This is a genomic window from Spiroplasma ixodetis (assembly GCF_059729505.1).
In genome coordinates this window covers 1,155,378-1,182,056 of record NZ_AP038353.1, presented here as the reverse complement: position 1 = coordinate 1,182,056, position 26,679 = coordinate 1,155,378, and the positions used below count along the sequence as shown (strand labels likewise).

Below are 26,679 nucleotides of genomic sequence, written 5' to 3'. Positions count from 1 at the left end.
ACGATAATTATTTAGCAATTAATTATATTGTTACACCAATGAAAGATATAAATACTCATAATGAAAAAATATTTTATTTAAAGTATTAAAAGAAATTAATATGTTATTAAATGTTGAAAAAATAGAATTAATTAAAAATTTATGTAATGAAAAATTACTTAAAAATCAAAAATATATTGAAATAGATGAAATATTAAAAATTATAGAAAGGGATTAATAATTATGGAATGTAGAGAATATAGAATTAAAGGTTCATGTGATATTTGTCATAAAAATTCATCATATGGAAATAGAACTTGTAATAAATTTTATTTTAAATTAATAAGTGAAAAAAATGAAATGTAATATACATAATGAAAAATATATATGAATTAGTGAAATTGATAATAATTATTATTGTAATAAATGTATTAATGACATGATTGAAGAAGATATGTATTTAACATCAAATAATTGAGATTCTTTATATGAATATTATATTAATGAATTACAATTAGAAAATTTTAAAGGAGTTTAATAATATGCAAAATAAAGAATCTCAAGATATCAAAAATGATTTACAAATATTTTTTAAAGATATAGAAAATGGTAAATATGGTCAAAGAATTAAAGAATTATTTATGAAAGAAGAAAGTAGTGAATAAATATGACAGCAGCACCTAAAAAGAAACCAGAAGATTTAATGATTAAACAAATTATTATTCATTTAAGATTTACTGAAAAAAATTATGAAAAATTAAAAGAAAATTTTGAAGAAAAAAATATGAAAATTAATGGTTTTATAAGAAGTTTAATTAAAAAAGCAATAAATAGAAAGAGTGATAAATAATGAATAATTTATATAAAAAAATACTTAAATTACAATTAGAAATTGGTAGTACACCTAAAAATGGTTTTAATAAATTTGGAAATTATAAATATTGATTATTAAGTGATATTTTTAATAAATTTAAATTATTATGTAAAGAATTAAATATTGTTATTACACATGAAGATATATTAACAACAGATAGAAAAATTAATTATTTAGATACTAAAGAATTAGAAATAACTTATTTTAAAAGATATATAATTATTGATTTAGATAATGATAAAGAATTAAAATATTTTGATATACTTGCTTGTGCTAAAAATACAGATATAGCAAAAGCAAAAGGTAGTGCAGAAACTTATGCTTATAGATATTTCTTAATGAATTTACTTTTATTAAGTGAAGATGAACTTGACCCAGATAATGATAGTGTTAATTTAATTAAAAATAATAAACTACAAAATAATTACGTTAATAATATAAAAACATCTAATGAAAAATGATAACCAAGTCAAAAACAATTAGATTATTTTGAAAAATATATGATTACAAATACAGTTTTATTTGATGAATGTATAAGAGAAGATATGGAAAAATTAAATCCAAGTAATAATAAAGATTTTTTAATATTAATGGGTGAAAATTATTTAAAAGTATTATTTGATAAATTTAAAGAAATTAGTGAAAGATTTAAAAATTTAAAAAATAATAATAAAAATGAGTATAGAAATTATGAATAATTATTTACTTTAAATTGACCCATCAATAAAAAATACTGGATTTACATTATGAGAAAATAAAAAACCAATATGAATAAATAGTTATAGTTTTAAAAATTATAATTATGATTGAGAAAAAATACAAAAACAAATAAGTTATTTAATTGATATGAATAAATATGATTTATTAATGGAACGTGGTACTTTTCATTCAAAAAATGGTATTGGTTATGAAACTCAAGAACATTTACGTGGATTTATTGCAGGAACATTTAATAAATTATTAACAAAAGATATGTTAATAAGTCCAAGTGAATGAAAGAAATGATATGAACATTATGACCCACCAATTTTTTGATTAAGACCTTGAGATAAAGAATTAAGTATATATGTTGCTGAAGAAATTATTAAAGAAAATAAATGAAATATAACAGTTAATAATCATGATGAAACAGATAGTTTATTAATTGGTTGATATTATTTAAATAAGGAGAATAAATAATGGAATTAAAATTTGATATGGATATTTTTACAAAAAATGCAATTATTGAATAATCAGAAAATTTAAAAAAATTAAAACAATTAAACATATCAATTAATTTATGTAATTGTAAAAAGGATAATAATTAATGCAAAAACAAAAACAAGAAAAAGTATTACTTAAATGTATTGTTAAAGATTGTAATAGTAAAGTATTAGTTACTTTAAAAACTTTAGATATAGAAAGTAGTATAGAACAATTTTTTAATATGTGTTTTTTTTCATAAAAAACAATTTAAAAATAAAGTTAAAGAAATAAAAGAATATTATAAAAAAGTTTAAACAAGTATAAAAAAAATAATGGTGTAGAATAAAATTATAAAACTTAATATAATTTTTTAACTCATTACTTTATTTTAAACTATATGAGATTTTTTTTTAAAATAAAGAGGAAAGAGGTATAAAAAAATGAATAATATTATTAAAATTGCTAATGAAATAACAAATATTAGTAATAGTAATGCAACAAATTTTACTAGTAGTCAAAAATTACAAAAAACAGAACAACAAATTAAAGATGAAGTTGTTGAAATGATTTATCAACAACATTTACAAGCACAAGAGTGAGGAAATAAATTAAATAATAAATCTGAACAAGAAAATGAATTAATTTTAAAAAATAAAAAAATAAGAAATAAAAGAGAAATTGATTGAAAGAGAGTAGCTGTGTTAACAGCTGGGGGAGCTGCTTTTGGTGCTACTTTCGGTGCTGCAGGTGGAACAAGTGTTGGAACAGGACCGGGAACATCCTTAGGAGCAACAATAGGAGGTGTAGGTACAGGTACATTTGTATTCTTTAAAACTCTTTGAGAGGAAGATAATAAAGAAAAATCAAGACGCAAAAGAGAATTTACTATTAATGAATTTGAGGCTTTTTAATAATCTGTGTATCTTTGTTTTACAAAGTTACTAGTTTATATTAATTCTATCTTCAAATTTTATCATAAAATGAGCAATTGCTGTATTTCAATTTTGAATGAGCATTGTTCATTTTTTTTGTTATATTTTCAATTGCTAAGTAAAATATTTTAAAAACTGCCATATCATTTGGAAAAACTTTTTTATTTCTAATAACTTTTCGTAATTGACTATTAACAGATTCAATAGCATTTGTTGTATAAATCACTCTTTTGATTTCTGCAGGATAACTAATAAAAACCATTAAATTATCTCAATTTTTATATCACGATTTAGCAATTTGAGGATATTGTTTATTTCATTTACTTTCAAAAGTTTCTAAATCTTGCATTGCTTGTTCTTCACTACATGCACTATAAATTGGTTTTAAATCTGTAACTAGTGATTTTCTATGTTTGTATGAAACATATTTTAAACTATTTCTAATTTGATGAACTATGCATAATTGATGTTCGGTTTTAGGATAAACTGATTGTATTGCTTCTGACATTCCTGTTAAATTGTCACTACAAGCAATAAGAATATCATTTAAGCCTCGATTTTTCATTTTTGTGAAATTAGATAATCAAAACTTAGAACCTTCATTTTCACTAATTCATAAACCTAAAAAATCTTTTTTACCTTCTAAATCAACTCCTAATGCTATATAAACTGATTTGTTAATAATGCGTTTATCTTGTCGTACTTTAACTACTATACAATCAAAATAAACAATCTGATAAACACTTTCTAATGGCCGATTTTGTCATGCTTTAACATCATCAATAACATCATCAGTAATTTGACTAATAACACTTTCACTAATATCAGCACCATGATATAACTCTTGTAACTGCATTATAATATCTGATAAAGTCATGCCTTTGACATATAATGAAAGAACTTGTTGATCAAAACCATCAAATCTTCTTTGTCTTTTTGCAACTATTACTGGCTCAAAATTACTATTACGATCTCGTGGTACATTAATATCAATTTTACCTTGTTGGGTTATTAATTTTTTTGAATTTATACCATTGCGAGCATTATCACTATTATTATGTTGATTTTTTTCATATCCTAAATAATTTTGCATTTCAGAATTCAACATTTTTTCAACTAATCTTTTTGTTAATTCTTTATATAAACCTCCCTCTTTAAATACGGTTGTTAAATCCTCAGTATTTTCTAATAATAAATCTACTGCTTTTGATATTGGATCATTATTATTAATATTTTGTTTTTTAGACATACGTAACTCACTCTTTCTAGTTATTTAATTTTATTTACTAGAATTAATTAAACATAGTTATTTTTGTAAGTTACACAGATTACTAAACATTACCAATTTTCTTTCCATAGGTAATAAATTATGAATAATTTCACTTGCACCAGCAACAATAGTTGGAATGGATAAGCATTATTAAAATCATTATTAATACCCATAGCAACTCCAGAAGATATTAAACAACCACCAGTTGCCATATTTGCTATTTTACGTATAGTTTCAAATCTATTTGGAATTAATTCTAGAATTCCATTAATAAGATTTGAAATACCATAAGCATTTAAACTAATATAAGTATCTCAATCCATAAAAGATTGTTTATCATTATCACTAAATAATAAATCTGGTGAAAAAGGGTCTACTGTTGTTGTAGCAATTGGATTTTCTGTTGGATTGGGATTAATAGAAGAGTTAGTAAATTTAATATAATTTGCTAAACCAATTGTTCCTAAACCTAATAATATTTTTTTAGAACTATTAATTGAACCTAATACTGGATTTGCAATTACTTGCCCATAATAAGCACTTGTACCTATCATTGCACAAATTGGACTTATACCATCTCTAATTAATTTTAATAAAGTATAATTATTCAATTGTGTAGTATCAACATGTTGTTGTGGCATTTTTAATTTCTCCTTTTAATAATTGATTAGTTTTTTTAATTTGAATTCTAACTGTTCCTTGACAATGAATATTATCTCCAACACATATAGCAAAATTATCATGTACATCACTTACTATAAAATAATCATTTCTTAATTTAGGATATTCATCTAATAAAATTGCTCTAATATCATTACTTGTGGTTAAATCTTCTGGTTTAGCAGAATAAATAGTAATATGTGCTTTTTCATCAAAATATTTATAAATATATTCCATAATTATTTTTTAGTAAATTCTAGTTTTACTTTCCATAATAATCTTTATTATTACCAGAAATAATAGCACTTGTTGATGTAATATTACTAAATGTTGTTTTACCTTTTTCATAACCATTATTACCAATATTTATTATTATAGTTTCTAATTCATCATTAGTAGGAGTAGTTCCTGCCATAGTAATTTTTCCTAAATTTTTATAATAAATTACATCTTGTAAATCTAAAATATTCATATTATCATAATCAGTACTTTGATATGTTGCATTAATATTAGTTGTATCAACTTTATAATTTTTTGCTCTTGCTTCTTTAATTTCATCTGTTGTTGGCATTTTTTCTTGAATAATATACATTAAATTAGGTCTTATTGCTGCTGGTAATGAATATAATGCTTTACCAATAATACGAATATTATCTGTAGCATTATCTAATTTATTTCTTACTTTAGTAAATGAAATAGGCATACCTCACATATATCTGTTATAAACTACACCAAATAAATCTAATAATTTATAATCTTTTTCTAAATGCATACCAGAAACAGTATCATGAATAAAATCTTGTTCTAAATAAAAACTTTCATAAAATTCCATTCCCATAATTTGATTTGTATATCTTTTACCAGTTGCTAAAGTATTTGCTGCAATTTGTCCATAATTTAATAATATAAATGCTTTTGCAAGATTAAAACTACTATCAATACCACAAGCACCAGTTAAATCTGCTTTATTAATACCAACTGTAATATCATCTACTTTTTTAATTAATTTATTATTTCTTTCTCCAATTGTATAATAAGCATTTAATGCTTGTTCTTTAGTCATATTATTTAAATTTAAAGGTAATACTAATGATTTAGCAATTGCATAATCTTTTGTACCTTGTAAAAATATTAATTCAAAATTTTCTCTTAAATTTCTCATAAATGAACTTGTTCAATTTGAAACAATTTGTGTTGCTACATTTGCTGGTGAAGTCATAAATCTTTCAATATCAAATTCTGGAATATTAAAATCAATTGTTAATTCTTTATCAATAATTAATGTTGTTGTTTTAACTATTCCTTTTTGTCTTTTAGTACCAGTAAATTCATCTCATGTTGAACCTCATAATACACGAACAGTTGCTCTATAAATCACCATTGCTACACCACTAATATTTGCTATTTGGTCAGCAGTAACAGTATTTCTCATAAATAAAGTACTTAATTCAGCAGTTAATTCACCACGAACTTGTGCTTCAAGTACACTTAAAACAGCATTTTCAGTAGGAGAATTACCACCAATAATAAATGCTTTAGGTATTTGTGGAATTGCCATTTTATCCTCTTTCTATTTAATAGATTTAAATGCATTTCCTCTTGCTAAATTTACAATTTTTTCTAATTCATTAACATCAGTAATACCTGTAGTTTTTGCTTTTTCATTTAATTTCCTTTCTAATTCTTCTGGATTAATACTATTTGTATGTAAATCTAAAAGAGTTTTAGGATTAAAATCATTTGAATTAAGTTTATTTTCTTGTTTAATAGGTTCTATTTTATCAATTAAAAAAATCTTTATAATCTTCATTTATTTTATTAAATGCTTCTTGTTTAGATAAAGATTTATAATTATCAATACTCATTAAATTTTTAATTAAATTTACTTTTTTAGTATCTTTAATATTAAAAAATAATTGTTGCTCTTCAAAACTATTAATTTTATTTGCATATTCTTTTATTTTTGTTTCATATTCACTTAATTTAGGTTCTAATTCTTTTTTAAGAAATTCATCTTTTGCTTGAGCATATACAACATTTCTTTGTTGTTTTAAAGTTTCTTGTAATTCTTCAAAAGTATAAGTTTCTTTTTTTTCTTTAACTTCAAAATTAGACATAAAAATACTCCCTTGTTTAATAATCGCTTTTTTGATAATCCCTTGTAACTTATGTTAAAAATAACATAATCGCTTTATTATATTATATCATTTTTATTGTTTAAAATAAAGGAAAAAAACCTATATTTATTATAGGTTTTTAATCATTATTTTCTATTTTTCTTGGTTCACAAAGATTAATAATTATATTACTTCTTCTGGATGACATTTTCTTAAATATTCTCATTGATATTTTGGGTCTTTCATAGCATTTCGTAATAAATAATTAGCAATTTTTTGTCATGCTTTATCATAATATTTCAAGAAATTTTGTTGTCATTTTGTCTGGTAGCGTCGGCAATCAAATATATATTTTCTATCAATTCCTAATGCTAAATTTAAACTAGTTTTTGTCATTCTTGTTGGAACATTTTTATTATCTCTAAAATATTCATTTATCTTTTCTTTATAATTTCCTAATTCTTTTCTTTTTGCTGGCATATTATCACCTTATTTTAAAAAATTAAAACATTAAAACATATATATTTAATTATATCATTTTACAATTATCATATTTCCAAACTTTATTTCTAAAATTACTATAATCAAAATCATAAATTAAGAAAAGAAATAATATTATGAATTTTCTTAACAATGAACTTAATTATGATGAACTTGATAATAAAATTAAAAATAATAGTTTAAATTATTTTACAAATCTATTAAAAGCATATGATGATTTTTGACATCAAAATATATATGATAAAACTAAGCATAAATATGTTAAAACTGCTCCAAGAAGTCCAAATAATCAATCTGTAACAAAATAATTTTTATCGTAGATGTTATTTAATATTAGAAACTAATGAATATTATTATCCTTTAGATGATTATATAAAAATTAAAAAAAGAAAAAGAACACTTACAAGTTTAGAGCATACAATAATAAAAAATTCAGGCAATGGTAAAAGACAATCTGATGTACAAGATACTATAAAAAATACTAATTTTTCTAAAACATATATGACTAATTTAATGAAAAATGCAGTAATAGGTATTGAAGAAATAAAAGAAAAAAAAGTAGTTTTACCAACTGAAAAATTATTTGTAAATATGGATGATTGTTTTATAAGTTCTTTATTTGATAATAAAAAACAAAAAAATCGTATTCGTACAATTAGTGCAAATAAAGGTAAAGATTTAGAAAAATTTACTAAAAGTAGAAATGTTTTAAAAGATAAAAAAATTACTTATATGAAAACTAAAAATGATCAAAGAATTAAAAGACAAGAATTAATTGATAAAATTTATGAATTTCTTGATTTACAATATATTTATTCTAAAAGTAGTTTAGTATTTATTGGTGATGGTGCGCCTTGAATTAAAACTACTGCTAAAAATGAAAATATTCATTATGTAATTGATAGACATCATGCATTTAAAGCACTTAAAAAAGGATTTATTATTAATAGAAAAGTAAATAATAAAAAATTAACAAATGCATATGAATTATTTGTTAATGGTGAATATTATCAATTATTAGATTTTTTAAAAGAAAATAAAGTTGATGAGCAAATATATAAATATTTTAAAAATAATAAAGAAGGAGTTATAAATCAAAAAGAAAATTGAAATCAAGGAGTTTGTGCTGAAAGCGATGTATCACATTTAGTTAAATCTTTAAAAGGATATGGTGCTAAAATTTATAATGATAAAGTACTTGATAATATGCTTATAATTAATTCAGCAAGAATTAATAAATTAAATATTTTACTTTAATATTTTAAAACTTAATAAATTTAAACCTAAATAGTTAGGAATTTTTATTTTAGATAATTGTAAAATAATAACTTAAAACACTTTATTATAAATGTAAAAATGTATATAATATAACCAAAAATTAATAATTTAATGTTGTCTTTTATTTAAAAAAAATTAAATTATAACTATTAACTTTACTCACCCAACATAAGTTAAATCACTAACAATAACTTCATTTTTAAGCCTATTATTAAAGTCTCTATTAACAAGATTAGTAATTTGACTATCATTGACTTTATTATGATAATTTTTTTATGATAATTTAGTGTATTTTGATATTAAATTATGTTTATTCATAATTTTTTTAATTTTTCGTCTTGATAAATTAATTTTCTTTTCTTTTAGAACAACTTTTAATCTTCTTGTTCCATAAGCTTCTTTATTTTCTTTAAAAGCACTAATAACAGCTTCATCATACATATTATTTTGAATTTTATCTTCTTTTTTCTTGAAATTAAAATAATATGTTGATTTAGAGATTTTTAAAAAACGACACATTGTACGAATTTTATATTTAAGTTTATTTTTGATAATAATTTCTATTTTCTGCCTATTATTAGTTTTGCTTGCTTTAAAATATCATTTTCCATTCTTAATTGTTTTAATTCTTTTCTTAATTTAATTAATTCATTTTCTTCAACAGAACGGTTATCTTTGGTTTTAAAACTGCCTGAATTAGTAAATTGCTTAATTCAATTATAAGTAGCTGCTCTTGTAACATTGTACTCTTTAGCAAGACAAGACACTGACTTACCACCTTGATATAAAGCTACTATTTGTTTTTTAAATTAATCTGAATATGAGTTAACATTGGCCATAATTATAATTCCTTTCTTTTAACTAATTTGTTCACTTGTCTACGTAATTAGTGTCCAATAAAGTGTAACCCATCCAAAGTAATTAAAAATCTTGAATTTAATAGTTTAAAAGTAGAGTTAATTAGTAATTTTGCAGTAACTTTATTTAAAGATGTTTTAAAAAATATTGAACTTCAAAAAAAATACGAAATTAAATTTATTAATGATGATAATGATTTATCATCTCAATTATATTCTGATACATGTCTTGTTTTTGAAAGCGGCATTAGTGAGTCAAGTGATAGTTTCGGTGAAAGTATTAATATTGATATGAATATTGACTTTCATTCTCCTAAACAAACAGTTGTAGCATAAGTTATTAATAAAATAAATTATTAAAATTATATATATATATATATATTGAATTTATTTAGTCTTTTATCCCTTTATGTACTATTTTTAAATTTTATCACATAAATGAAGATAAAAGCCTATCTAGGAAATTATCCCCACATGTATCTAAATCAAACACAAAATTATAGTTTCAAAACTAGGTATCTTATTGAATTTATATGCAGCTTCTTTTGCATATAAATGAATATTGTGTTTTGAAACTTTTATGTGTGTTCGGAAAGTTCGTCGGATGTGTTTTCATGCAGATTCAATCTGGTTTGTGTTTACACCTGTTGATGACACATACCCAACTTCATGATTTACGATTTCATGTTTGTGATAGAAGTTTTTGAAACTTCCATATCCCTTCCAAGAATCCGTAAACAAACAACACCCAGTAGAAATGTGGTTTCTTGCAAACTGCAAAAGATTTTTACTCTTTGCGTTTTTCAATACTTTTACAATTAAATTATTGGTTGTTTTTTGATAAATTCCAATAATCAAGGTTTTATTCACCAAGGATCTTCCTTGTTGAATAAAACCTACATGTGAAAGATACATTTCATCCATTTAGATTAGAAGATCTTGAAAATAAAAAACAAGAAATAATAGAAAAAATAAATAATAAACAATTAGTAATTCCAATTATTACTGCATTATTAAATTGTTGAAGAAGAAATAAAATTCAAGATTTTGATTTTTTGATTAAAAAATTGAAAGTTAAAACTCCTCATAATAATATGAGAAAAGTATGACGTAATGTTTGAAAAGAAATATTAACTTATTATTGTGATGGTGATTTAACTAAGAAAATTAATTCTGAAGAGTTTAAAGAATGACAGGATAAATTTATTGAAAATTGTGAATCATTAATTGAAAAATGAAAAGGTAAAGAAAAATATAAATTGATATTAGATACTTGTAAAAAATTATGTGAGATTGTCAAAAGTTTAGTAAATGATGTATGTAGTGATCATGAATTTCAAAGAAGTGAATCATTAAATATTATTGGTAATAATATATTTTTACAAGCAAATATTGCTAAAAAAAATGAGTCTACTGATTTATCAAATAATAATTGAAAAGAAGAAATTAGAAGAGACTCAAATCACTTAATGCCAAAAACTGAAAAAGCTTGTTGAAGAAGATATGTAATTAGAAGATAATTAGTAAAAAAATAAATATATATTTAAATAAATTAAAAAATAAGTTTTAACCCCTTGTTATTTTTTACTTTTATATGCTATTATTGTATAGGTAACGGCTCGGTAGCTCAGTTGGTAGAGCATTCGCCTGAAGAGCGAAGTGTCAGTGGTTCGAATCCGCTTCGAGCCACCATTATTTAAAATATAGGCAATTAAGCCTTTTTTTAATTATTTTTCTTAGATTTAGGTTTAAGTTAAAATTTTAGGTATAATAGTGTCATTAGTAATTTTAAACAATTAATAATTCTAGAAAGAAGGGTATTAGTGTCTAAAATTTTAGTTTTAAATAATGCGAAAATAATTAGCATTAAGAAAATAATAAATAATGGTTTTTTAGTAATTAAAGATAATTTAATTTTCCAAATTAATGAAGGAAAGTATAATTATGAATTTCAAGATGCTCAGGTTATTGATTGTCATAATCAAACAATAATACCTGGTTTTATTGATTTACATGTACATGGAGGTTATGGCTATATTTTAATGGATGGTACCATTGAATCAATTAATAATTTTGCAAAATTAGTTCCAAAAGAGGGAGTAACAAAGTTTTGTTATGCAACAGTTACTGCCAGCAAAAAAGAAATTGATAATATTCTTTCAGTATTTGCTAAGTATATGAAAACAGAAAATAAAAGTAACAAGTCACGAATTATTGGTGCATATTTAGAAGGACCTTTTATCTCAGAATTACAAAAAGGAGCACATACTCCGTCATTACTTCATGTTCTTGATCTTAATTTAGTAAAATCTTGAAATATAATTAGTAACAAAAATTTAAAATTTATTGTTTATGCTCCTGAGATAGATCCTAATTTAAATAATAAAAATTCAAATTTTATTTCTTCATTAATTAAAAATAATATTATTCCTAGTGTTGGTCATAGTAATGCTACCTTTAAAGAAATAACTAAAACTGTTGAATATGGTTTAACGCATATTACCCATCTTTATAATGCAATGAGCCCCTATAATCATCGTTATCCTGGTGTTGTTCCAGCATCATTATATTATGATCAATTAGTTACTGATTTAATTTGTGATGGAATTCATGTTGATATTGCTATTTTAGCAATAACATATAAAATTAAAGGTGCCACTGGAATTTGTATGATTACTGATGCCATGAGTGCTAAAGGACAGCCTGATGGTAAGTATTTATTGGGACCATTACCTGTCATTAAAAGTAATAATAAGTTTACTGTTGAAGCAACCGGAAAATTAGCAGGCAGCATTGCAACAATGATTGCTGGTTTTAAAAATTTATTAAAAATTACTAATAATAATTGACAAGATTACATCAAAATGGCTTCTTATAATAGTGCTAAACAAGTAGGAATTGCAAATAAAACGGGTGATATTGTTATTGGTAAATTAGCAGATATTATTGTATTAACTAAGAATAATTATATTTTTTTAACAATATGTGAAAAAAAATTGCATATCAGCAAGAATAAGTAAGTAATATAAGGGGTTTTTTAAATTATGAAATTAATTATTTTAAAAGATAAAACTGAGGTTGCTCAATTATTAAGTAAAATTATTATTGATATTATTAAAGTTAAACCAAATGCTATTTTAGGATTAGCAACGGGAAGTAGTCCAATTGAAACATATGATTTATTAATAGCAGATGCAAAAAATAACAAAAGAGATTGATCAAAAGTCGTAACATTTAATTTAGATGAATATGTTGGTTTAACTCCAGATCATGTAAAAAGTTATTGTTATTTTATGAATCATCAATTATTTAATCATATTAAAAGTCTTAATTTAAAAAATAAGTATGTTCCTAAAGGTATTGGTGATTTAGACCAAAATGTGGAAGAGTATGAAAAATTATTAAAAGAAAAAGGACCAATTGATTTACAAATATTGGGCTTAGGTACTAATGGTCATATTGCTTTTAATGAACCAGGTACTCTTGCAAGTAGTAAAACACATGTTGTTAATTTAACTAAAGAAACAATTGAAGCTAATAAAAGATTTTTTTCTAAAGTTGAAGATGTACCAACCAAAGCTGTTACTATGGGTATTCATACTATTTTACAAGCTAAATTGATTGTTTTAATTGCTACAGGAACTAATAAAGCACAAGCTATTCGAGAGTTAGTTGAAGGTAAAGTTTCTCTAAATTATCCGTGTACTTTTTTACAAAATAATGATGATGTTACAATTATTATTGATGAAGAAGCAGCAACATTATTAAAGCCAACTATATCAAAAAAAAATTAACTTAAAGGAGGAAACTATATGTCACGTAAAAAGATTATTATTGGAAATTGAAAAATGTATAAAAATATAGAAGAAACTCAATTTTTTTTAAATGAATTTAATAAATTAATAAAAACTAAAAATATTAAATATGATTATGGAATAGCAGCTAGTTTTACTAATTTACCTTTATTAAAAATGAATAAAACTTCTGCTTTAATTATTGCAACTCAAAATTGTCATTATGAAACCGAAGGTGCATATACTGGTGAAATTTCAATTAAGATGCTAAAAGATATGATGGTTAGTCATGTTATTATTGGTCATTCTGAACGCAGAATGTATTTTAATGAAGTAGATGAAACAATAAATAAAAAATTAGATTCACTATTTAATGCTAATATTATACCAATTTTATGTTGCGGTGAAACTTTAAACCAATATGAAAATAAAAAAACTAATGAAGTAATTAAAAATCAAATTAAGTTAGCATTAAAAAATATTAAAGCAGAAAATATTGCTAAGTTAGTAATTGCCTATGAGCCAATATGAGCAATTGGTACTGGTAAAACAGCAACAGCTCAACAAGCCCAAACGGTTTGTAAAATGATTCGTGAATTTATTAGTGAATTATATAATAAAAATGTTGCAGAACAAGTACGTATTCAGTATGGTGGTTCAGTAAAACCCGATAATATTAAATTAATACTTTCTGAACCTGACATTGATGGTGCATTAGTTGGAGGTGCTTCATTAGTACCACAATCTTTTTTTGATTTACTAATTTAACTCTATTTAAATTACTAATAAAAATAAGGAGTTAACTAAACATGGAATTATCAAAGATACAAATTAAAAGTATGTGAACAAAACTAACAAAAAAAATTAAACATCGTGCCTTTCCGGCAACCACTTTTGTCAATGCTTTTAGGAATAAGTCAGAAATTTTAGCATTGTTTAGTAAAAATGGTGAAGACACTAATCAATTAGAACAAATTGGCTTTATTATTTGTACTAAAACTATTTTTGCTCCTAGTAGTGATAGTATTGTTAGTGACAAAGGTATTATTACTAATGAATATTTTACTGGTGAAGTAATTGATGTTAATAATACTCTTATTCCTAATACTTATATTCATTTAGTTAAGGTTAATAGTGGACCAATCGTTATTAACGATATTCCATTATATTTAACCATCAATGAAAGTCATCATCAATCATTAGTTAATAATAAAATTGGTGCTAAATTATTTACAAATAGTTTGATGAAACAATTAAATTATAAAACTTCTAATTTTAGTTCTATTTCTATTACTGAACAAAATTTTATTGTTGTTCTTAATAATTTAAAGATAAATAGAAAACAAATATTGCAAAGTGAATGTATCATTAATTCTTTATTACAACAAAAATTATCATTAGAACAGTTAATTTTATTGCAAAATAAAAAAGAATATAGTTATTTAAAAAAATTTAATGAAGTTGAATTACAAGAAATTATTAATTTGCAAAAAATAGCAGTTGTTGCTATTAAAACTAATAAAGATCAGCGAAAAATAACATTAATAGCAGGTAATAAACAACGAATTGAAAACTTTTTTATTAATGCTAAAAAACCAATCATTATTGCTATTAATGCTATTAATAAAAAAATTAGAGCAATTAATCAGCCTGAAAATATTCAACCAATAGCACCGATAACTAATATTACTAATTATCAAGATTTATGACAATTACAAAAAATTCATAAAGAACTATTGAAGTCATTTTCAAAATGGCGTATAGTATCTCAAGATATATTAGAAAATTTATCGCAGACTTTTGCTTATGGTTATTATTCAGAAGTTATTGATAATTTGAAAATTACTCATTATTCTTTTAATAATGATTTATTAGATTATAATTTAATGGAAATTAAAGGACACAATTTATTAGCTAATAGTAGTAATACTATTTTATTTCTTTCTAATAATATTAGTGATAATCCTAGTATGGTTATTTTATTAAGTGAAGATTTAAAATCAATTTGTGATTTAAAAACAATAATTACTAAAATTACTAAAAAGCAATCTATTAAAATAGTTTTTAAAAAAGATATTGTTATTTTGAGTACTGTTCATTATCAATGTATTACTGATTTTATTACTAAAATGATTACTATTTTTAAATCTGATAATTTTAAACATCAGTTACAAGTTATTAAATAAAATATGAGGTGAAATTTATGAAAACAAAACAACCAATATTACTATGTATTTTAGATGGTTTTGGTATTGCAAAATCTAGTGCAACTAATGCTATTAGTTCTGCAACAAAACCTAATTTGGATTATTTATTAAAAACTTATCCGCATACTGAAGTTTCAACTTCTGGCTTTGCAGTTGGTTTGCCAGAAGGACAAATGGGAAACTCTGAAGTTGGGCATTTACAAATTGGTGCCGGTAGAGTAATTTATCAGTCATTAACATTAATTAATAAGTCAATAAATGATAAAACATTTTTTAAAAATGAAACAATATTGTCAGCAATTAATCATGCCAAAAAGAATAATAGTAATGTTCATATTATTGGTTTACTAAGTGATGGTGGAGTACATGCTCATATTAATCATATTTTTGCATTATTAGAAATTGCTAAACAACAAAATTTTAAGAATGTTTCTGTTCATGCTATTTTAGATGGTCGTGATACAAAAGCTGATATTTCTAAAATTTATATTGAACAGTTATTAAAAACTATGAAACAATTAGGTGTTGGTATGCTTGCTACTATTTCAGGAAGATATTATGCTATGGATCGCGATAAACGTTGAGATCGTTTAAAAATAGCATATGATGTAATAGTTAATCATGAAGGCGCTTCATTTATTGATCCTATTGCTTATGTTAATGTAGAATATAGTGCTGGTCGTAATGATGAATTTATTATGCCTGCTTATAATTCTGAAATTAATAATGGCAATATTACTAATAACGATAGCATTATTTTTGCTAATTTCCGTCCTGATCGTGCAATTCAATTAGCATCAGCATTAACAAATAATAAATATGATTTTAATATTAGTATGAAAATACCAACATTAAAAAATACTTTTTTTATTTCAATGATGGAATATGCTAAAAGTGTTAAACCACAAGGTGTTATTTTTCCACCTATATCAATGCTTGATGCTTTAGGGGAATGATTAAGTAAAAATCAATATCATCAATTACGAATTGCTGAAACTGAAAAATATGCACACGTAACTTATTTTTTTGATGGTGGTGTTGATGTTGAATATCCACTATCAACAAGAATTTTAATTCCTTCACCAAAAGTAGCAACTTATGACTTAAAACCAGAAATGAGTGCTCGCGAAATTACTACTCGTTTAGAAAGTGAAATTTCTAAAAACATATATGATGTTATGGTTTTAAATTTTGCTAATCCAGATATGGTTGGTCATACTGGTGTTTTAAATGCTGCCATTGATGGGATTGATGTTATTGATGAATGTCTTGGAAAATTGTATCAAGCAATAAAAAAAGTGAATGGTATTTTAATGATTACTGCTGATCATGGTAATGCTGAAATCATGATTGATAAAGAGGGTAATCCTAATAAAAAACATACATCACAACCAGTACCATTTATTATTTGTAAAACAGGATTAAAATTAAAATCAGGTGGTTGCTTAGCAAATATTGCTCCAACGCTATTAGACGTTTTGGGTTTAGTTAAACCAACTGTTATGACAAGTGAGTCTTTAATTATTAAATAAAAATATATTGATTTTTTCTTTTTATTGATAAGTGCTTGTTTTAAGAATATAAAAGTATTAAAATATAGGCATATAAATTAAATATAGTGTTTCCCCTTTTATTTTTTTAAATAAATATAAGGGGTTTATTATATTTAACTTTTAAATTTTGGAAATTTATACATTTATTAAAAATTATGGAGGTAAAGTATGCCAGAAACAGTAGAATATCGAGAACTTAATGACTTTCTACAAAAATCATTAAGTTCTAAAAAAGATGAATCATCACCCAATATAACTTTAAATAGTTTGGAAGTTAAGATTGATGATATAAAAACACAATTAGATAGTAGTTTAAAAGAATATATTATTGAACTTGTATATATAGATGAAAAGGGACGTTTAGTAAAAAATACTAATGATGAAAACGTTAGTATTATTCAACAACCACCTTTAGCAATTAATAGTGATCAATTACAACAACTAGTAATAGTAAAAGAAAAATTAGATAGTTCTCTAGTACATTTATATCGAACTAAAAAAGAAAATGATAAGATTATTCTTGAATATTTAGGTAAAAAAGAATTACCAGCATTATTATTAAAAACTGAATCAGAATCCAATAATTTAAATAATGAAGAATATAAAGAAGAGTTAGATGATCTTAATGTTAATATTATAAAAAGATCTGAAGAAACTATGAAATTATCATTTGCTGAAAATGGAACGTGTTATTTGTTTATTGATGATAAAAACAAAACAATTGTTCCTGTAGATGTAAATGATGCTAAGGAATTTAAAAACTTTGTAGCCAAAAAATGTCCTCGTAATGCTAGTATAAATATTGAAGTTGATAAAAACGGAAAGATTTTGTTTGCATATATTATTGATAACCAGACTCATAAGAGGAAAGATATAAAAATTGATGAAAAATTAATTGATACTTTTGAAAGAGTAATTAGTACAGCCTCTTCTTTACATTCACAACATTCCCAAAATAATTTTGTTGCACCTAAAAAAGAAGTACAAAGTAATAATTCTTTTCCTGCAAAGGAAGTTAATGGTACTGAACCACCATCAAAACCAGTAGAACAAAGTGGTAAGTCAGTTTTATCTACACCAACACCATAAATGTAATAATTAAAGGAGAAAAATAAAAATGCCACTAATGGAAAATTTTAAATGATTTACAAACATTATGAGAAATATATATCAATCAGAAATAAGTGATGTTGAAGATAGTGCTATTGAAGTAGAGGATGACCTATATTCAAAAAAGAATACACTTAATATTTTGAAGAATTCTTCTTTCGAGATTAATCTATTAAAAGTAAAAAAAATAGTTAGTTTAAATCAAGATGGAAAATTTGTTGTTGATAGTGGTTCATTAGTTAATACTATATTTATTAGTGATGAATCATTAACTCAAAATGATCAAAGTTTATTTAAAAAAGATCAGTTAGTTTTTGTCGAAGATGAAACTGACAATACTAAAATTAAAATATATAAAATTTTATTTGATGAATCTCAAGGTGAAATAAGACCTGAATTAGGATTATTAGGAAGTATAAAATTATCAGAATTTAATGGAATTTTTATAAATTCTGGACTGTTTAAAGAAAATGATGTTTTAATTAATCAAAAGATTAATAGTTTATTAGATGCTCCAGAATTGCAAAATCCATTTGAGCAACCAAACCCAGTTTGAGATGTGGAACACTATAAAATTAATGGTTATTATTCAAATAGTAGAATGATCGAAGATTTTAAAAAACATTTAAACTTAGTGAATGTTGAAAAAGACTATTTTATTTATCGTCAAGGAAATGAAATTTTTATTAAAAATGTTACTGACCCAAATGATACTTTTAAAATCTCAACAACTCCTCAAAATATTAATGATAATGATATTTTTTATTTAAATAAAAAGATTAACGAAAATTGAGAAATTTTTTGAGAAACCTATAAAATAACATCAACGGTTATTCCAGGTTCATTTCATGACAATCTAAAATATCAAGCATATGAATTTAATCCTTTAACCGATCAGCAATTTGATGATTTAAAAGCATTAAGTATTCCTCCGCAATTAGGATTTACTATAGAACCAACAATTAATAATTGATTAGCATCTCTTCTTAAAGAAGAAAAACAAGAAATTGATATTGTTGCTATGCGTTTTTTAGTAAATGCACCAGAAGTGTTACCAGAAGATTTACCTGAACCTTTACAGATTGCAAATAATATCTCTGAAACATTGCAAAATAATAGCATAGAAGGTTTGTATAGTTTAGTAATAGAAGATGGTAAAATAAAAATATCAGATGCTAAATCAGATGCAGAAAATGTAATTTTTGAACAAGAACTTTCTCAAGAAAATAAAAATATATGAAATGATATAGAAGTTGCTCGTAAGTATCAAAAAGTATACTTTGCAAAAAACCCAAGTAATAATTTAGTAGAAAAATGAGTAGTTATTGCTGATCAAAATCAACTACAATGTATTGGAACAATTTCTTTATCGGAATTAAGAAAAAGTTTTGTAAATAATAATTTATTTCCTATCAAATTAAATGGTATTCATTGTGGAGAAAATGGAGCACAAGTTAAAGTGGCAAGAACTATTGATGAACAGGCAACACAACCAGCACCACCAAGTACAAAATTATCTCCAGTTATCGTTAAAAATGTTATTAATTTAAAATGAGATGATAGTAGAGAATTATGAGATTTAAATATAACAACTGATGAGCAAACATTGGATAAAAAATTAAAATTAGAAAAAGATGAAAATGATATTTTGAATAATTTAATAGATCAAAATAAAAAAGCAAATACTGTTATTTTATTTAATAAGTGTGATGGTAAATTTTTAAGAGCATATTATTTTGATAAAAATAATAAGAAAGTAAATTGCTCTAATAAGTTAAGTGATGAAGATAAAGAACAACTTAGTACCATAAATCAAAAAGCAAAAGTAAGAGTATCAGAAGCAAGAACAGTAACACCAATACCTGATTTAAAATCAAACTTATTTTCAAAAAATACTAAAACTTTTAATTTTAATATTTTTAATCGAAAATGTTATGTTTTATGTAATGATGAACTTGGAATTCCACTAAAAGCAGAAGTGAAACTTAGTCATGAACAAATTCGTGCATTATCATATTTAGTTAAAAATGAAGTTGATTTTTCTTTAACTTTTGATAAAGATGATAATTTTAAAAGTATAAGTTATACCTTTTATAGAGATGAAGTAAAACAAAATGTAACTATTAATAGGAAAAATTTATCTGATAGTAATAATTTTAATCAAAAAACGATTGAAACTGATGAATTAATGGAAACAATAGTTACTGCTCTTAATAATCCTGAAAGTTTAATACCAGAAGATGATGGAGTAACTCCAAAACCATGAAATAGTGATACTGCTGCTAAAGTTAATGGAGCATCATTACCAAGTAGTACAACTCAACATCCACAACAACAACAACAAATGTAATTAAATCATCATTATTTTAGAATCACAAATATTTTTTATTTGTGCTTTTTTGATTCTAAACAATATTTTTTTCTGTATAATAATTAGTGAAATATTAAAGAAAGAAGGAATTAACAAATATGTCTTGCATTATTGATATTAGAGCACTACAAGTAATAGACTCAAGAGGAAATCCAACTATTCAAGTTGAATGTTGAACTGAAGATGGTGGATACGGGCTTGCCTTAGTGCCATCAGGTGCTTCAACAGGTACTAGAGAAGCTTTAGAACTACGAGACAAAGATACTAAAGTTTATGGTGGACTTGGTGTTATGAAAGCCATTAAAAATATTAATGAAAATATTGCCGAAGCTATTATTGGTTTGGAAGTTACTAATCAAAGATTAATTGATCAAACAATGATTAAATTAGATGGAACAGAAAATAAAACAAAATTAGGTGCCAATGCTATTTTAGGGGTATCATTAGCAGTTGCTAAAGCTGCCGCTGATGAATTATATGTGCCCTTATATACATACTTAGGTGGTACTAATGCTTGTCAGTTGCCAGTCCCAATGTTAAATGTAATTAATGGTGGTGCTCATGCTGATAATAATATTGACTTTCAAGAATTTTTAATAATGCCAGTCGGTGCTAAAACATTTTCAAAGGCAATCCAAATGGCTGCCGAAACTTTTCATGCTTTAAAAAGTATTTTAAAAGGTAAGGGTTTAGTTACTGCAGTTGGTGATGAAGGTGGTTTTGCTCCTAATTTAAAATCAACCGAAGAAGCATTAGATTTAATTGTTGAAGCTATTAAAAAAGCTGGTTATACTCAAAATAAAGATATAAAAATTGCTATGGACTGTGCATCATCAGAGATTTATAAAAATGGTAAATATGTTTTTGGTAATAAAGATGGTAAAAGTAAAAATACTGAAAAATTATTAACTTCAGCGCAACTAGTAGATTATTTAGTTGATTTAACTAAAAAATATCCAATTATTTCAATTGAAGATGGTTTGGCTGAAGGTGATTGAGAAGGATTTAAATTATTATTAGAAAAATCAGAAGGTAAATTCCAAGTTGTTGGTGATGATTTATTCGTTACTAATCCAAAAATTATTAAAGAAGGAATTATTAAAAACGTTGCTAATTCAGTATTAATTAAATTAAATCAAATTGGAACATTAACTGAAACTATGGAAGCTATTGAAATGTGTCAAAAAGCTGGGTGAACGGCAGTAGTATCTCATCGTTCTGGGGAAACTGAAGATACAATGATTGCTGACTTAGCAGTAGCTTTTAATACTGGACAAATTAAAACAGGTTCAATGTCAAGAACTGATCGTGTTGCAAAATACAATCGTTTATTAACAATTGAAGCTGATTTAGTAGATCAAGCTAAATTTTTAGGTGACGATGTATTTTATAATATTAATTAATTAAAATCATATTTTATGGTTAAATTTACTGATATCCTTTTTAATTTTAAACAAATTATAATAATTATAACTAAAATAATGTAATTAGAAGAGAGGATGACTAAATATGCAAGAATTAAATAAAAGAAGAATTGGAATCTTAACTTCTGGTGGTGATTCACCAGGTATGAATAATGTTATTAATGCAGTATATAAGACTTTTCGTGGTATAAATCATGAAAATAGTAAAATTGCTACTGCTGATAAAAGAACATTTGAATTAATTTTAATAAAAAATGGTTATAAAGGAATAATGACAAATGACATTCATGTTATTGATAACAATTGAGCAAATTTAATTGATCTAGGAACTGAGATAGGGGGAACAATCATTGGGTCTGCTCGTTTTAGAGAATTTGAGCAAGAAGAAACTCGTAAAAAATGTATTGAAATTTTAAAATCTAAAAAAATTGAAGGTTTAATTGCTATTGGTGGTGATGGCACATATAATGGTTTGCAAAAATTAAGTAATGAATCAGCTATTCAATGTGTGGGTATTCCAGGTACTATTGATAATGATATTAGTTCAAGTGAGTTTACTATTGGTTTTGATACCGCTCTTAATACAATTGTTGAAAATCTTGATAAAATTCGTCAAACCGCTAATTCTCATGGAAGAATTATGATTGTTGAAGTAATGGGTCGTAATTGTGGTGACCTTGCTCTTCATAGTGCTGCTGCTGCAAATTGTGATTTAGTTGCAACTAAAGATTTAGGAATTGGAGAACAGTCATTGATTGATATTATTAAACAGTTGTACACTAAAAAACAACGTCGTTCATTAGTAATAGTAGTAACTGAACGTCAATATGATGTTAATAAAATAGCTAAAATCATTGAAAAAGATACTGATTGTGAAACAAGAGCAGTAATATTGGGTCAAATTCAACGTGGGGGAACACCAAGTGCATTTGATCGTTATTTAGCAACAATGATCGGTATTTTTGCTGCCGAAAGATTTGCAAATAGTAATAAATCTAGTATTTGTATTGGATTACAAGATAATAAATTAGTAGCTATTGAAATTCAAGATGCATTAAACACACCTTCAATAAATAAAAATAACGTTGCTAATAAAATTTTACGTTTGTCAGGAGTTATTTTTAAAAAAAATACTTAATAAAAAGAGGTGAATAATTTGATATCAATTATAAAAAGAACTAAATGTGTAACTACTTTAGGACCTGCTTCAAATTCTGCTGATGTTATTAAACAACTAATAGAAAATGGCTCAATTTGTGGGCGTTTAAATTTTTCTCATGGTACTCATGATGAACATTTAGCAAGGGTTTTAATGATTAGAGAAGTATCTAAACAATTAAATGTACCAGTTGCTATTATGTTAGATACTAGAGGTCCAGAAGTTAGAACACATACTTTTACAAAAAGTAGTGTAGAAATCAAAAAAAATGAAATTATTACGATAATTGATAATAAAGAGATTATTGGTACTGCCGATAAGTTTTCTGTAAATTATGGTAATTTAGCAAAGGATATTAAAGTTAATGATAATTTACTAGTAGATGATGGTAAATTAACATTAAAGGTTACAGCGGTTAAAGATCATACTGTTATTTGTCAAGTTTTAAATACACATACTATTAAAGATCGTCGTGCTATTAATATTCCAAATGTTAAATTGTCTTTACCTTTTATTTCTGAAAAAGATAGAGCAGATTTAATTTTTGGTTGTCAGCAAAAAGTAGATTATGTTGCTGCATCATTTGTTTGTTCAGCAGCAGATATTAAAGAAATCCGCAAAGTTTTAGATGATAATGATGGTAAAAATATTCAAATCATTGCTAAAATTGAATCACAATTAGCAGTTAATAATTTTGATGAAATTTTAAAAGAATCAGATGCTATTATGGTTGCTCGTGGTGATTTAGGAGTTGAAATTCCTTTTGAAAAAGTTCCTTTTTTAGAACGTGAATGAATTAAAAAATGTCGTACTGTTAACAAACCGATAATTGTTGCTACGCAAATGCTAGATTCAATGATAGATAATCCTCATCCAACACGTGCTGAAGTTACTGATGTTTGGGTTGCTATGGATTGGGGAACAACATGTACAATGTTATCGGGTGAATCTGCCAATGGTAACTATCCTGTGTTATCAATTGCAACAATGAGTAAAATTCTTGTTGATGCTGAAAGTCATCAAGAACAGAGTAAAATTGCTACTGATTTATTGCATACAAAAGATCAATTAGTTGCTAAAACTATTAAAAAAATTATTGAAGAAAAACCACAATATTTAATTACTAATATTCAAGATAGTAATTATATTAGAACTATTGCTAATGCTCATTTGCCAGTTTATATAATTCCTATTGTTAATAATGTTATTGATTATAATAAATTTGCAATAAACTTTGGAATTTATACTTTTTTAGCAGCTGAAGGAATTCCAGTAGAATTAAGTAATTATTCGCAATTAGTTAAAAGCATTAGTAGCACTTATATAATCCCTACTAAATCAAAAGTATTAGTAGTAGATATTAATAATAATACTAATCCTTTTACAACTTTTATTGTCAAATAACCTAGTACTACTGAGGTAAATTAAAAAAGGAATTAGGTAAAACATGAAAATTAATGTAATTAAATTAAATGGCAAAACGATGACTTATAATATTGAAAATCCAATTACTGGTTATCAATTATTAAAACAAGAAAATGAAAATATAGATTCTTCAATTATTGCTTTTACTCTGAATGGACAATTAAAAGATTTATATTGAGAAATTAAAGAAGATGCTGAAATCAAGTTTATTAAAAAAGATGATGCTTTAGGATGAACTATTTTAAATTATGGATGTTCTATGATTTTAGTTCATACTATTAAATTAATGTATCCACAAGCGTTAATTACGATTGCTAATACTAATGATAATGGTTTTTATTTAGATTTTGATTATGAAAAGCGACTTTCTAATGATGAATTAATTAAAATTGAAGAAAAAATGCGTGAAATTTTAATAAAAAATATTGAAATTAAAAGAGTTTGTCAAACTAAAGAAGAATCTTTAAAAACTCATAAAGACAATCCTTTTGCTTTAGAATATATTAAATTAAATCATGTTAATGGATTAAAATGCTCTTATTTAGTTGATAATAAGACTTTAGTAGTGGCATCGGGTGTTGCTATTAATGATTCTTCATCAATAAAAGATTTTAAATTATTAAGTATTACTGGTGCATATTGATTAGCAAATGATAAAAATAAACAATTACAGCGCATTTCTGGCATTTGTGATTATTCAAAAGTAAAATTAGTAGATAAGCTTAATGAACTTGAAGAACGAAAAAATCGTGATCATCGCAAACTAGGTAAAGAATTAAATATTTTTACTTTTAATGATGATTGTGGTAAAGGATTACCTATATTTTTACCAAATGGTATGGTTATTAAAAAAGTTTTGCAGAAATATTTGAGAAAACAAGAATTTATGTGAGATTATCAAGAAGTAGCGACACCAGTTTTAGGTTCTGTTGAATTATATAAAAAAAGTGGTCATTGAGATCATTATCGTGAAAATATGTTTACTCCAATACAAAAAGCAGAACTGTCAGAAGAACAATTGGTATTAAGACCAATGACTTGTCCTCATCACTGTATGATTTATAAAAGTGCTCTTCGTAGTTATAAAGATTTACCTTTGCGTTTAAGTGAGCATGCTTTATTATATCGTTATGAAGCAAGTGGGGCTTTAACTGGTTTAGAACGAGTGAGAAGTATGGAATTAACTGATTCTCATATTTTTGTTAGATTTGATCAAATGAAAACAGAGTTTAAACGTTGTTATCAGTTAATTGCTGAGGTTTTAAAAACTTTAAATATTAAAATTGATTATTTATCATTATCTTTACGAGATCCTGCTGATAAAGAAAAATATTTTAATGATGATAAAATGTGAAATCAGGCAGAAACAGCATTACGTGAAGTATTAGATGAATTACAATTAGAGTATAAATCAATGATTGGTGAGGCTGCTTTTTATGGACCAAAATTTGATGTTCAAATTAAAACAGCATTAGGTCATGAAATTACAATATCTACTATTCAATTCGATTTCTTATTACCGAAAAAGTTTAATTTAACTTATATTGATGAAAATAATAATGAAACAAATCCAGTTATTGTTCATCGAGGATTAATTGGTACATATGAACGTTTTATTGCCACATTATTAGAACAAAATAAAGGCGTTTTTCCACTATGATTAGCACCAAGGCAAATTGCAATTTTACCAATAAATGAAAAAGAAAAAACCTTAGAATATGCTAATAAATTATTGCAAACTTGTAAACAACATAATTTACGAACTGAAATTATTAGCAGCGGAACTATTGGCAAACGTATTGTTGAAACACAAACTCAAAAAATTCCTTATCAAATTATTATTGGTGATAAGGAAATAGAAAATAATAATTTAAGTTATCGTCAGTATGGTCAAAAAGAAAGTAAAATTGTTACCTTATCAGAATTTTTAAAATTATTAACAAAACAAGTTGATAATAAAATATAACTATAAAAATTAAAAAA

31 protein-coding genes, 1 tRNA gene and 2 pseudogenes are annotated in these 26,679 nt (G+C 24.4%); 24 read left to right on the top strand and 10 right to left on the bottom strand.

Going from position 1 to position 26,679, the window contains the following annotated elements; translation table 4 throughout:
- The first annotated feature begins 222 nt into the window (after positions 1–222).
- From AC6I4F_RS07655 to AC6I4F_RS07615, 9 genes are all read left to right on the top strand, one after another.
- The gene (locus tag AC6I4F_RS07655; protein WP_497873454.1) at positions 223–345 is read left to right on the top strand and encodes a hypothetical protein; all 123 of its coding nucleotides are present in this window, start codon (positions 223–225) and stop codon (positions 343–345) included.
- Positions 335–517, top strand: a complete 183-nt coding sequence (locus tag AC6I4F_RS07650; protein WP_497873453.1) for a hypothetical protein — start codon at positions 335–337, stop codon at positions 515–517. The genes AC6I4F_RS07655 and AC6I4F_RS07650 overlap by 11 nt, the downstream gene beginning before the upstream one ends.
- A gap of 4 nt (positions 518–521) precedes the next feature.
- The gene (locus tag AC6I4F_RS07645) at positions 522–644 is read left to right on the top strand and encodes a hypothetical protein (protein ID WP_497873452.1); all 123 of its coding nucleotides are present in this window, start codon (positions 522–524) and stop codon (positions 642–644) included.
- Positions 645–646: 2 nt separating this feature from the next.
- Positions 647–829, top strand: coding sequence for a hypothetical protein (locus AC6I4F_RS07640; protein WP_497873451.1), 183 nt, complete (start codon positions 647–649; stop codon positions 827–829).
- The gene (locus AC6I4F_RS07635; protein ID WP_497873450.1) at positions 829–1,317 is read left to right on the top strand and encodes an ERF family protein; all 489 of its coding nucleotides are present in this window, start codon (positions 829–831) and stop codon (positions 1,315–1,317) included. Before AC6I4F_RS07640 ends, AC6I4F_RS07635 begins: the two co-directional genes overlap by 1 nt.
- 36 nt (positions 1,318–1,353) lie before the next feature.
- Positions 1,354–1,551, top strand: coding sequence for a hypothetical protein (locus AC6I4F_RS07630; RefSeq protein WP_497873449.1), 198 nt, complete (start codon positions 1,354–1,356; stop codon positions 1,549–1,551).
- A 148-nt stretch (positions 1,552–1,699) separates the two neighbouring features.
- Positions 1,700–2,032 (top strand): hypothetical protein, encoded by a 333-nt coding sequence (locus AC6I4F_RS07625; protein ID WP_497873448.1) that lies wholly within the window; start codon positions 1,700–1,702, stop codon positions 2,030–2,032.
- A 127-nt stretch (positions 2,033–2,159) separates the two neighbouring features.
- Positions 2,160–2,297 (top strand): hypothetical protein, encoded by a 138-nt coding sequence (locus AC6I4F_RS07620; protein WP_497873447.1) that lies wholly within the window; start codon positions 2,160–2,162, stop codon positions 2,295–2,297.
- 181 nt (positions 2,298–2,478) lie between these two features.
- Positions 2,479–2,949, top strand: coding sequence for a hypothetical protein (locus AC6I4F_RS07615; protein ID WP_497873446.1), 471 nt, complete (start codon positions 2,479–2,481; stop codon positions 2,947–2,949).
- 30 nt (positions 2,950–2,979) lie between these two features.
- On the opposite strand, the pseudogene AC6I4F_RS07610 reads toward AC6I4F_RS07615, so the two are convergent.
- The 7 genes and pseudogenes from AC6I4F_RS07610 to AC6I4F_RS07580 form a co-directional block, all read right to left on the bottom strand.
- Positions 2,980–4,219: pseudogene (locus AC6I4F_RS07610) on the bottom strand (IS256 family transposase).
- Between the two features lie 89 nt (positions 4,220–4,308).
- On the bottom strand, positions 4,309–4,881 hold the full coding sequence (locus AC6I4F_RS07605) for a hypothetical protein (protein ID WP_497873445.1): 573 nt from the start codon (positions 4,879–4,881) through the stop codon (positions 4,309–4,311).
- A complete protein-coding gene (locus tag AC6I4F_RS07600; protein WP_497873444.1) occupies positions 4,844–5,137 on the bottom strand; it encodes a hypothetical protein in 294 nt (97 codons plus the stop codon). The genes AC6I4F_RS07605 and AC6I4F_RS07600 overlap by 38 nt, the downstream gene beginning before the upstream one ends.
- Before the next feature lie 25 nt (positions 5,138–5,162).
- Positions 5,163–6,458 (bottom strand): hypothetical protein, encoded by a 1,296-nt coding sequence (locus AC6I4F_RS07595; protein ID WP_497873443.1) that lies wholly within the window; start codon positions 6,456–6,458, stop codon positions 5,163–5,165.
- A gap of 12 nt (positions 6,459–6,470) precedes the next feature.
- Positions 6,471–6,710: a hypothetical protein gene (locus tag AC6I4F_RS07590; protein WP_497873442.1), complete on the bottom strand. Its 240-nt coding sequence runs from the start codon at positions 6,708–6,710 to the stop codon at positions 6,471–6,473.
- The gene (locus AC6I4F_RS07585) at positions 6,679–7,017 is read right to left on the bottom strand and encodes a hypothetical protein (protein ID WP_497873441.1); all 339 of its coding nucleotides are present in this window, start codon (positions 7,015–7,017) and stop codon (positions 6,679–6,681) included. The genes AC6I4F_RS07590 and AC6I4F_RS07585 overlap by 32 nt, the downstream gene beginning before the upstream one ends.
- A gap of 183 nt (positions 7,018–7,200) precedes the next feature.
- Positions 7,201–7,497 (bottom strand): hypothetical protein, encoded by a 297-nt coding sequence (locus AC6I4F_RS07580; protein WP_497873440.1) that lies wholly within the window; start codon positions 7,495–7,497, stop codon positions 7,201–7,203.
- Between the two features lie 137 nt (positions 7,498–7,634).
- Between AC6I4F_RS07580 and AC6I4F_RS07575 the strand changes: the two genes are divergently transcribed.
- Together AC6I4F_RS07575 and AC6I4F_RS07570 are read left to right on the top strand one after the other, a co-directional pair.
- The gene (locus AC6I4F_RS07575; protein WP_497873439.1) at positions 7,635–7,826 is read left to right on the top strand and encodes a hypothetical protein; all 192 of its coding nucleotides are present in this window, start codon (positions 7,635–7,637) and stop codon (positions 7,824–7,826) included.
- A 10-nt stretch (positions 7,827–7,836) separates the two neighbouring features.
- A pseudogene (locus AC6I4F_RS07570) lies at positions 7,837–8,775 on the top strand (Mbov_0401 family ICE element transposase-like protein); the annotation flags it as partial.
- Positions 8,776–9,069: 294 nt separating this feature from the next.
- On the opposite strand, the gene AC6I4F_RS07565 reads toward AC6I4F_RS07570, so the two are convergent.
- The 3 genes from AC6I4F_RS07565 to AC6I4F_RS07555 all read right to left on the bottom strand — a co-directional run bounded on the left by AC6I4F_RS07565 (position 9,070) and on the right by AC6I4F_RS07555 (position 10,577).
- Entirely contained in the window at positions 9,070–9,315 is a 246-nt protein-coding gene (locus AC6I4F_RS07565; RefSeq protein ID WP_497873438.1) for an IS3 family transposase, read from the bottom strand.
- Positions 9,316–9,356: 41 nt separating this feature from the next.
- Positions 9,357–9,563 carry a hypothetical protein gene (locus AC6I4F_RS07560; RefSeq protein ID WP_497873437.1) on the bottom strand — a complete coding sequence of 69 codons (207 nt, stop codon included), beginning with the start codon at positions 9,561–9,563 and terminating at the stop codon, positions 9,357–9,359.
- Positions 9,564–10,133: 570 nt separating this feature from the next.
- Positions 10,134–10,577: an IS1595 family transposase gene (locus AC6I4F_RS07555; protein ID WP_497873436.1), complete on the bottom strand. Its 444-nt coding sequence runs from the start codon at positions 10,575–10,577 to the stop codon at positions 10,134–10,136.
- Here AC6I4F_RS07555 and AC6I4F_RS07550 point away from each other — a divergent pair.
- The 13 genes from AC6I4F_RS07550 (at position 10,556) to thrS (ending at position 26,662) form a co-directional block, all read left to right on the top strand.
- On the top strand, positions 10,556–11,173 hold the full coding sequence (locus tag AC6I4F_RS07550) for a hypothetical protein (protein WP_497873435.1): 618 nt from the start codon (positions 10,556–10,558) through the stop codon (positions 11,171–11,173). The genes AC6I4F_RS07555 and AC6I4F_RS07550 overlap by 22 nt on opposite strands.
- Before the next feature lie 96 nt (positions 11,174–11,269).
- Positions 11,270–11,345: transfer RNA gene (locus tag AC6I4F_RS07545), tRNA-Phe, on the top strand.
- A gap of 131 nt (positions 11,346–11,476) precedes the next feature.
- Complete coding sequence (gene nagA / locus AC6I4F_RS07540) at positions 11,477–12,673, top strand: N-acetylglucosamine-6-phosphate deacetylase (RefSeq protein ID WP_497873434.1); 1,197 nt, start codon at positions 11,477–11,479, stop codon at positions 12,671–12,673.
- A 24-nt stretch (positions 12,674–12,697) separates the two neighbouring features.
- Positions 12,698–13,447: a glucosamine-6-phosphate deaminase gene (gene nagB, locus AC6I4F_RS07535; protein ID WP_497873433.1), complete on the top strand. Its 750-nt coding sequence runs from the start codon at positions 12,698–12,700 to the stop codon at positions 13,445–13,447.
- Between the two features lie 18 nt (positions 13,448–13,465).
- Positions 13,466–14,215: a triose-phosphate isomerase gene (gene tpiA / locus AC6I4F_RS07530; RefSeq protein ID WP_497873432.1), complete on the top strand. Its 750-nt coding sequence runs from the start codon at positions 13,466–13,468 to the stop codon at positions 14,213–14,215.
- A gap of 41 nt (positions 14,216–14,256) precedes the next feature.
- On the top strand, positions 14,257–15,633 hold the full coding sequence (locus tag AC6I4F_RS07525; RefSeq protein ID WP_497873431.1) for a hypothetical protein: 1,377 nt from the start codon (positions 14,257–14,259) through the stop codon (positions 15,631–15,633).
- 17 nt (positions 15,634–15,650) lie between these two features.
- Positions 15,651–17,186 (top strand): 2,3-bisphosphoglycerate-independent phosphoglycerate mutase, encoded by a 1,536-nt coding sequence (gpmI, locus tag AC6I4F_RS07520; RefSeq protein WP_497873430.1) that lies wholly within the window; start codon positions 15,651–15,653, stop codon positions 17,184–17,186.
- A 189-nt stretch (positions 17,187–17,375) separates the two neighbouring features.
- Positions 17,376–18,296, top strand: a complete 921-nt coding sequence (locus tag AC6I4F_RS07515) for a hypothetical protein (protein ID WP_497873429.1) — start codon at positions 17,376–17,378, stop codon at positions 18,294–18,296.
- A gap of 28 nt (positions 18,297–18,324) precedes the next feature.
- Complete coding sequence (locus AC6I4F_RS07510) at positions 18,325–20,667, top strand: hypothetical protein (RefSeq protein WP_497873428.1); 2,343 nt, start codon at positions 18,325–18,327, stop codon at positions 20,665–20,667.
- A 119-nt stretch (positions 20,668–20,786) separates the two neighbouring features.
- Positions 20,787–22,091 (top strand): phosphopyruvate hydratase, encoded by a 1,305-nt coding sequence (gene eno, locus AC6I4F_RS07505; protein ID WP_497873427.1) that lies wholly within the window; start codon positions 20,787–20,789, stop codon positions 22,089–22,091.
- A 106-nt stretch (positions 22,092–22,197) separates the two neighbouring features.
- Positions 22,198–23,250 (top strand): ATP-dependent 6-phosphofructokinase, encoded by a 1,053-nt coding sequence (locus tag AC6I4F_RS07500; RefSeq protein WP_497873426.1) that lies wholly within the window; start codon positions 22,198–22,200, stop codon positions 23,248–23,250.
- Between the two features lie 18 nt (positions 23,251–23,268).
- The gene (gene pyk / locus AC6I4F_RS07495) at positions 23,269–24,675 is read left to right on the top strand and encodes a pyruvate kinase (protein WP_497873425.1); all 1,407 of its coding nucleotides are present in this window, start codon (positions 23,269–23,271) and stop codon (positions 24,673–24,675) included.
- 43 nt (positions 24,676–24,718) lie between these two features.
- Entirely contained in the window at positions 24,719–26,662 is a 1,944-nt protein-coding gene (thrS, locus tag AC6I4F_RS07490) for a threonine--tRNA ligase (protein ID WP_497873424.1), read from the top strand.
- Positions 26,663–26,679: the final 17 nt, after the last annotated feature.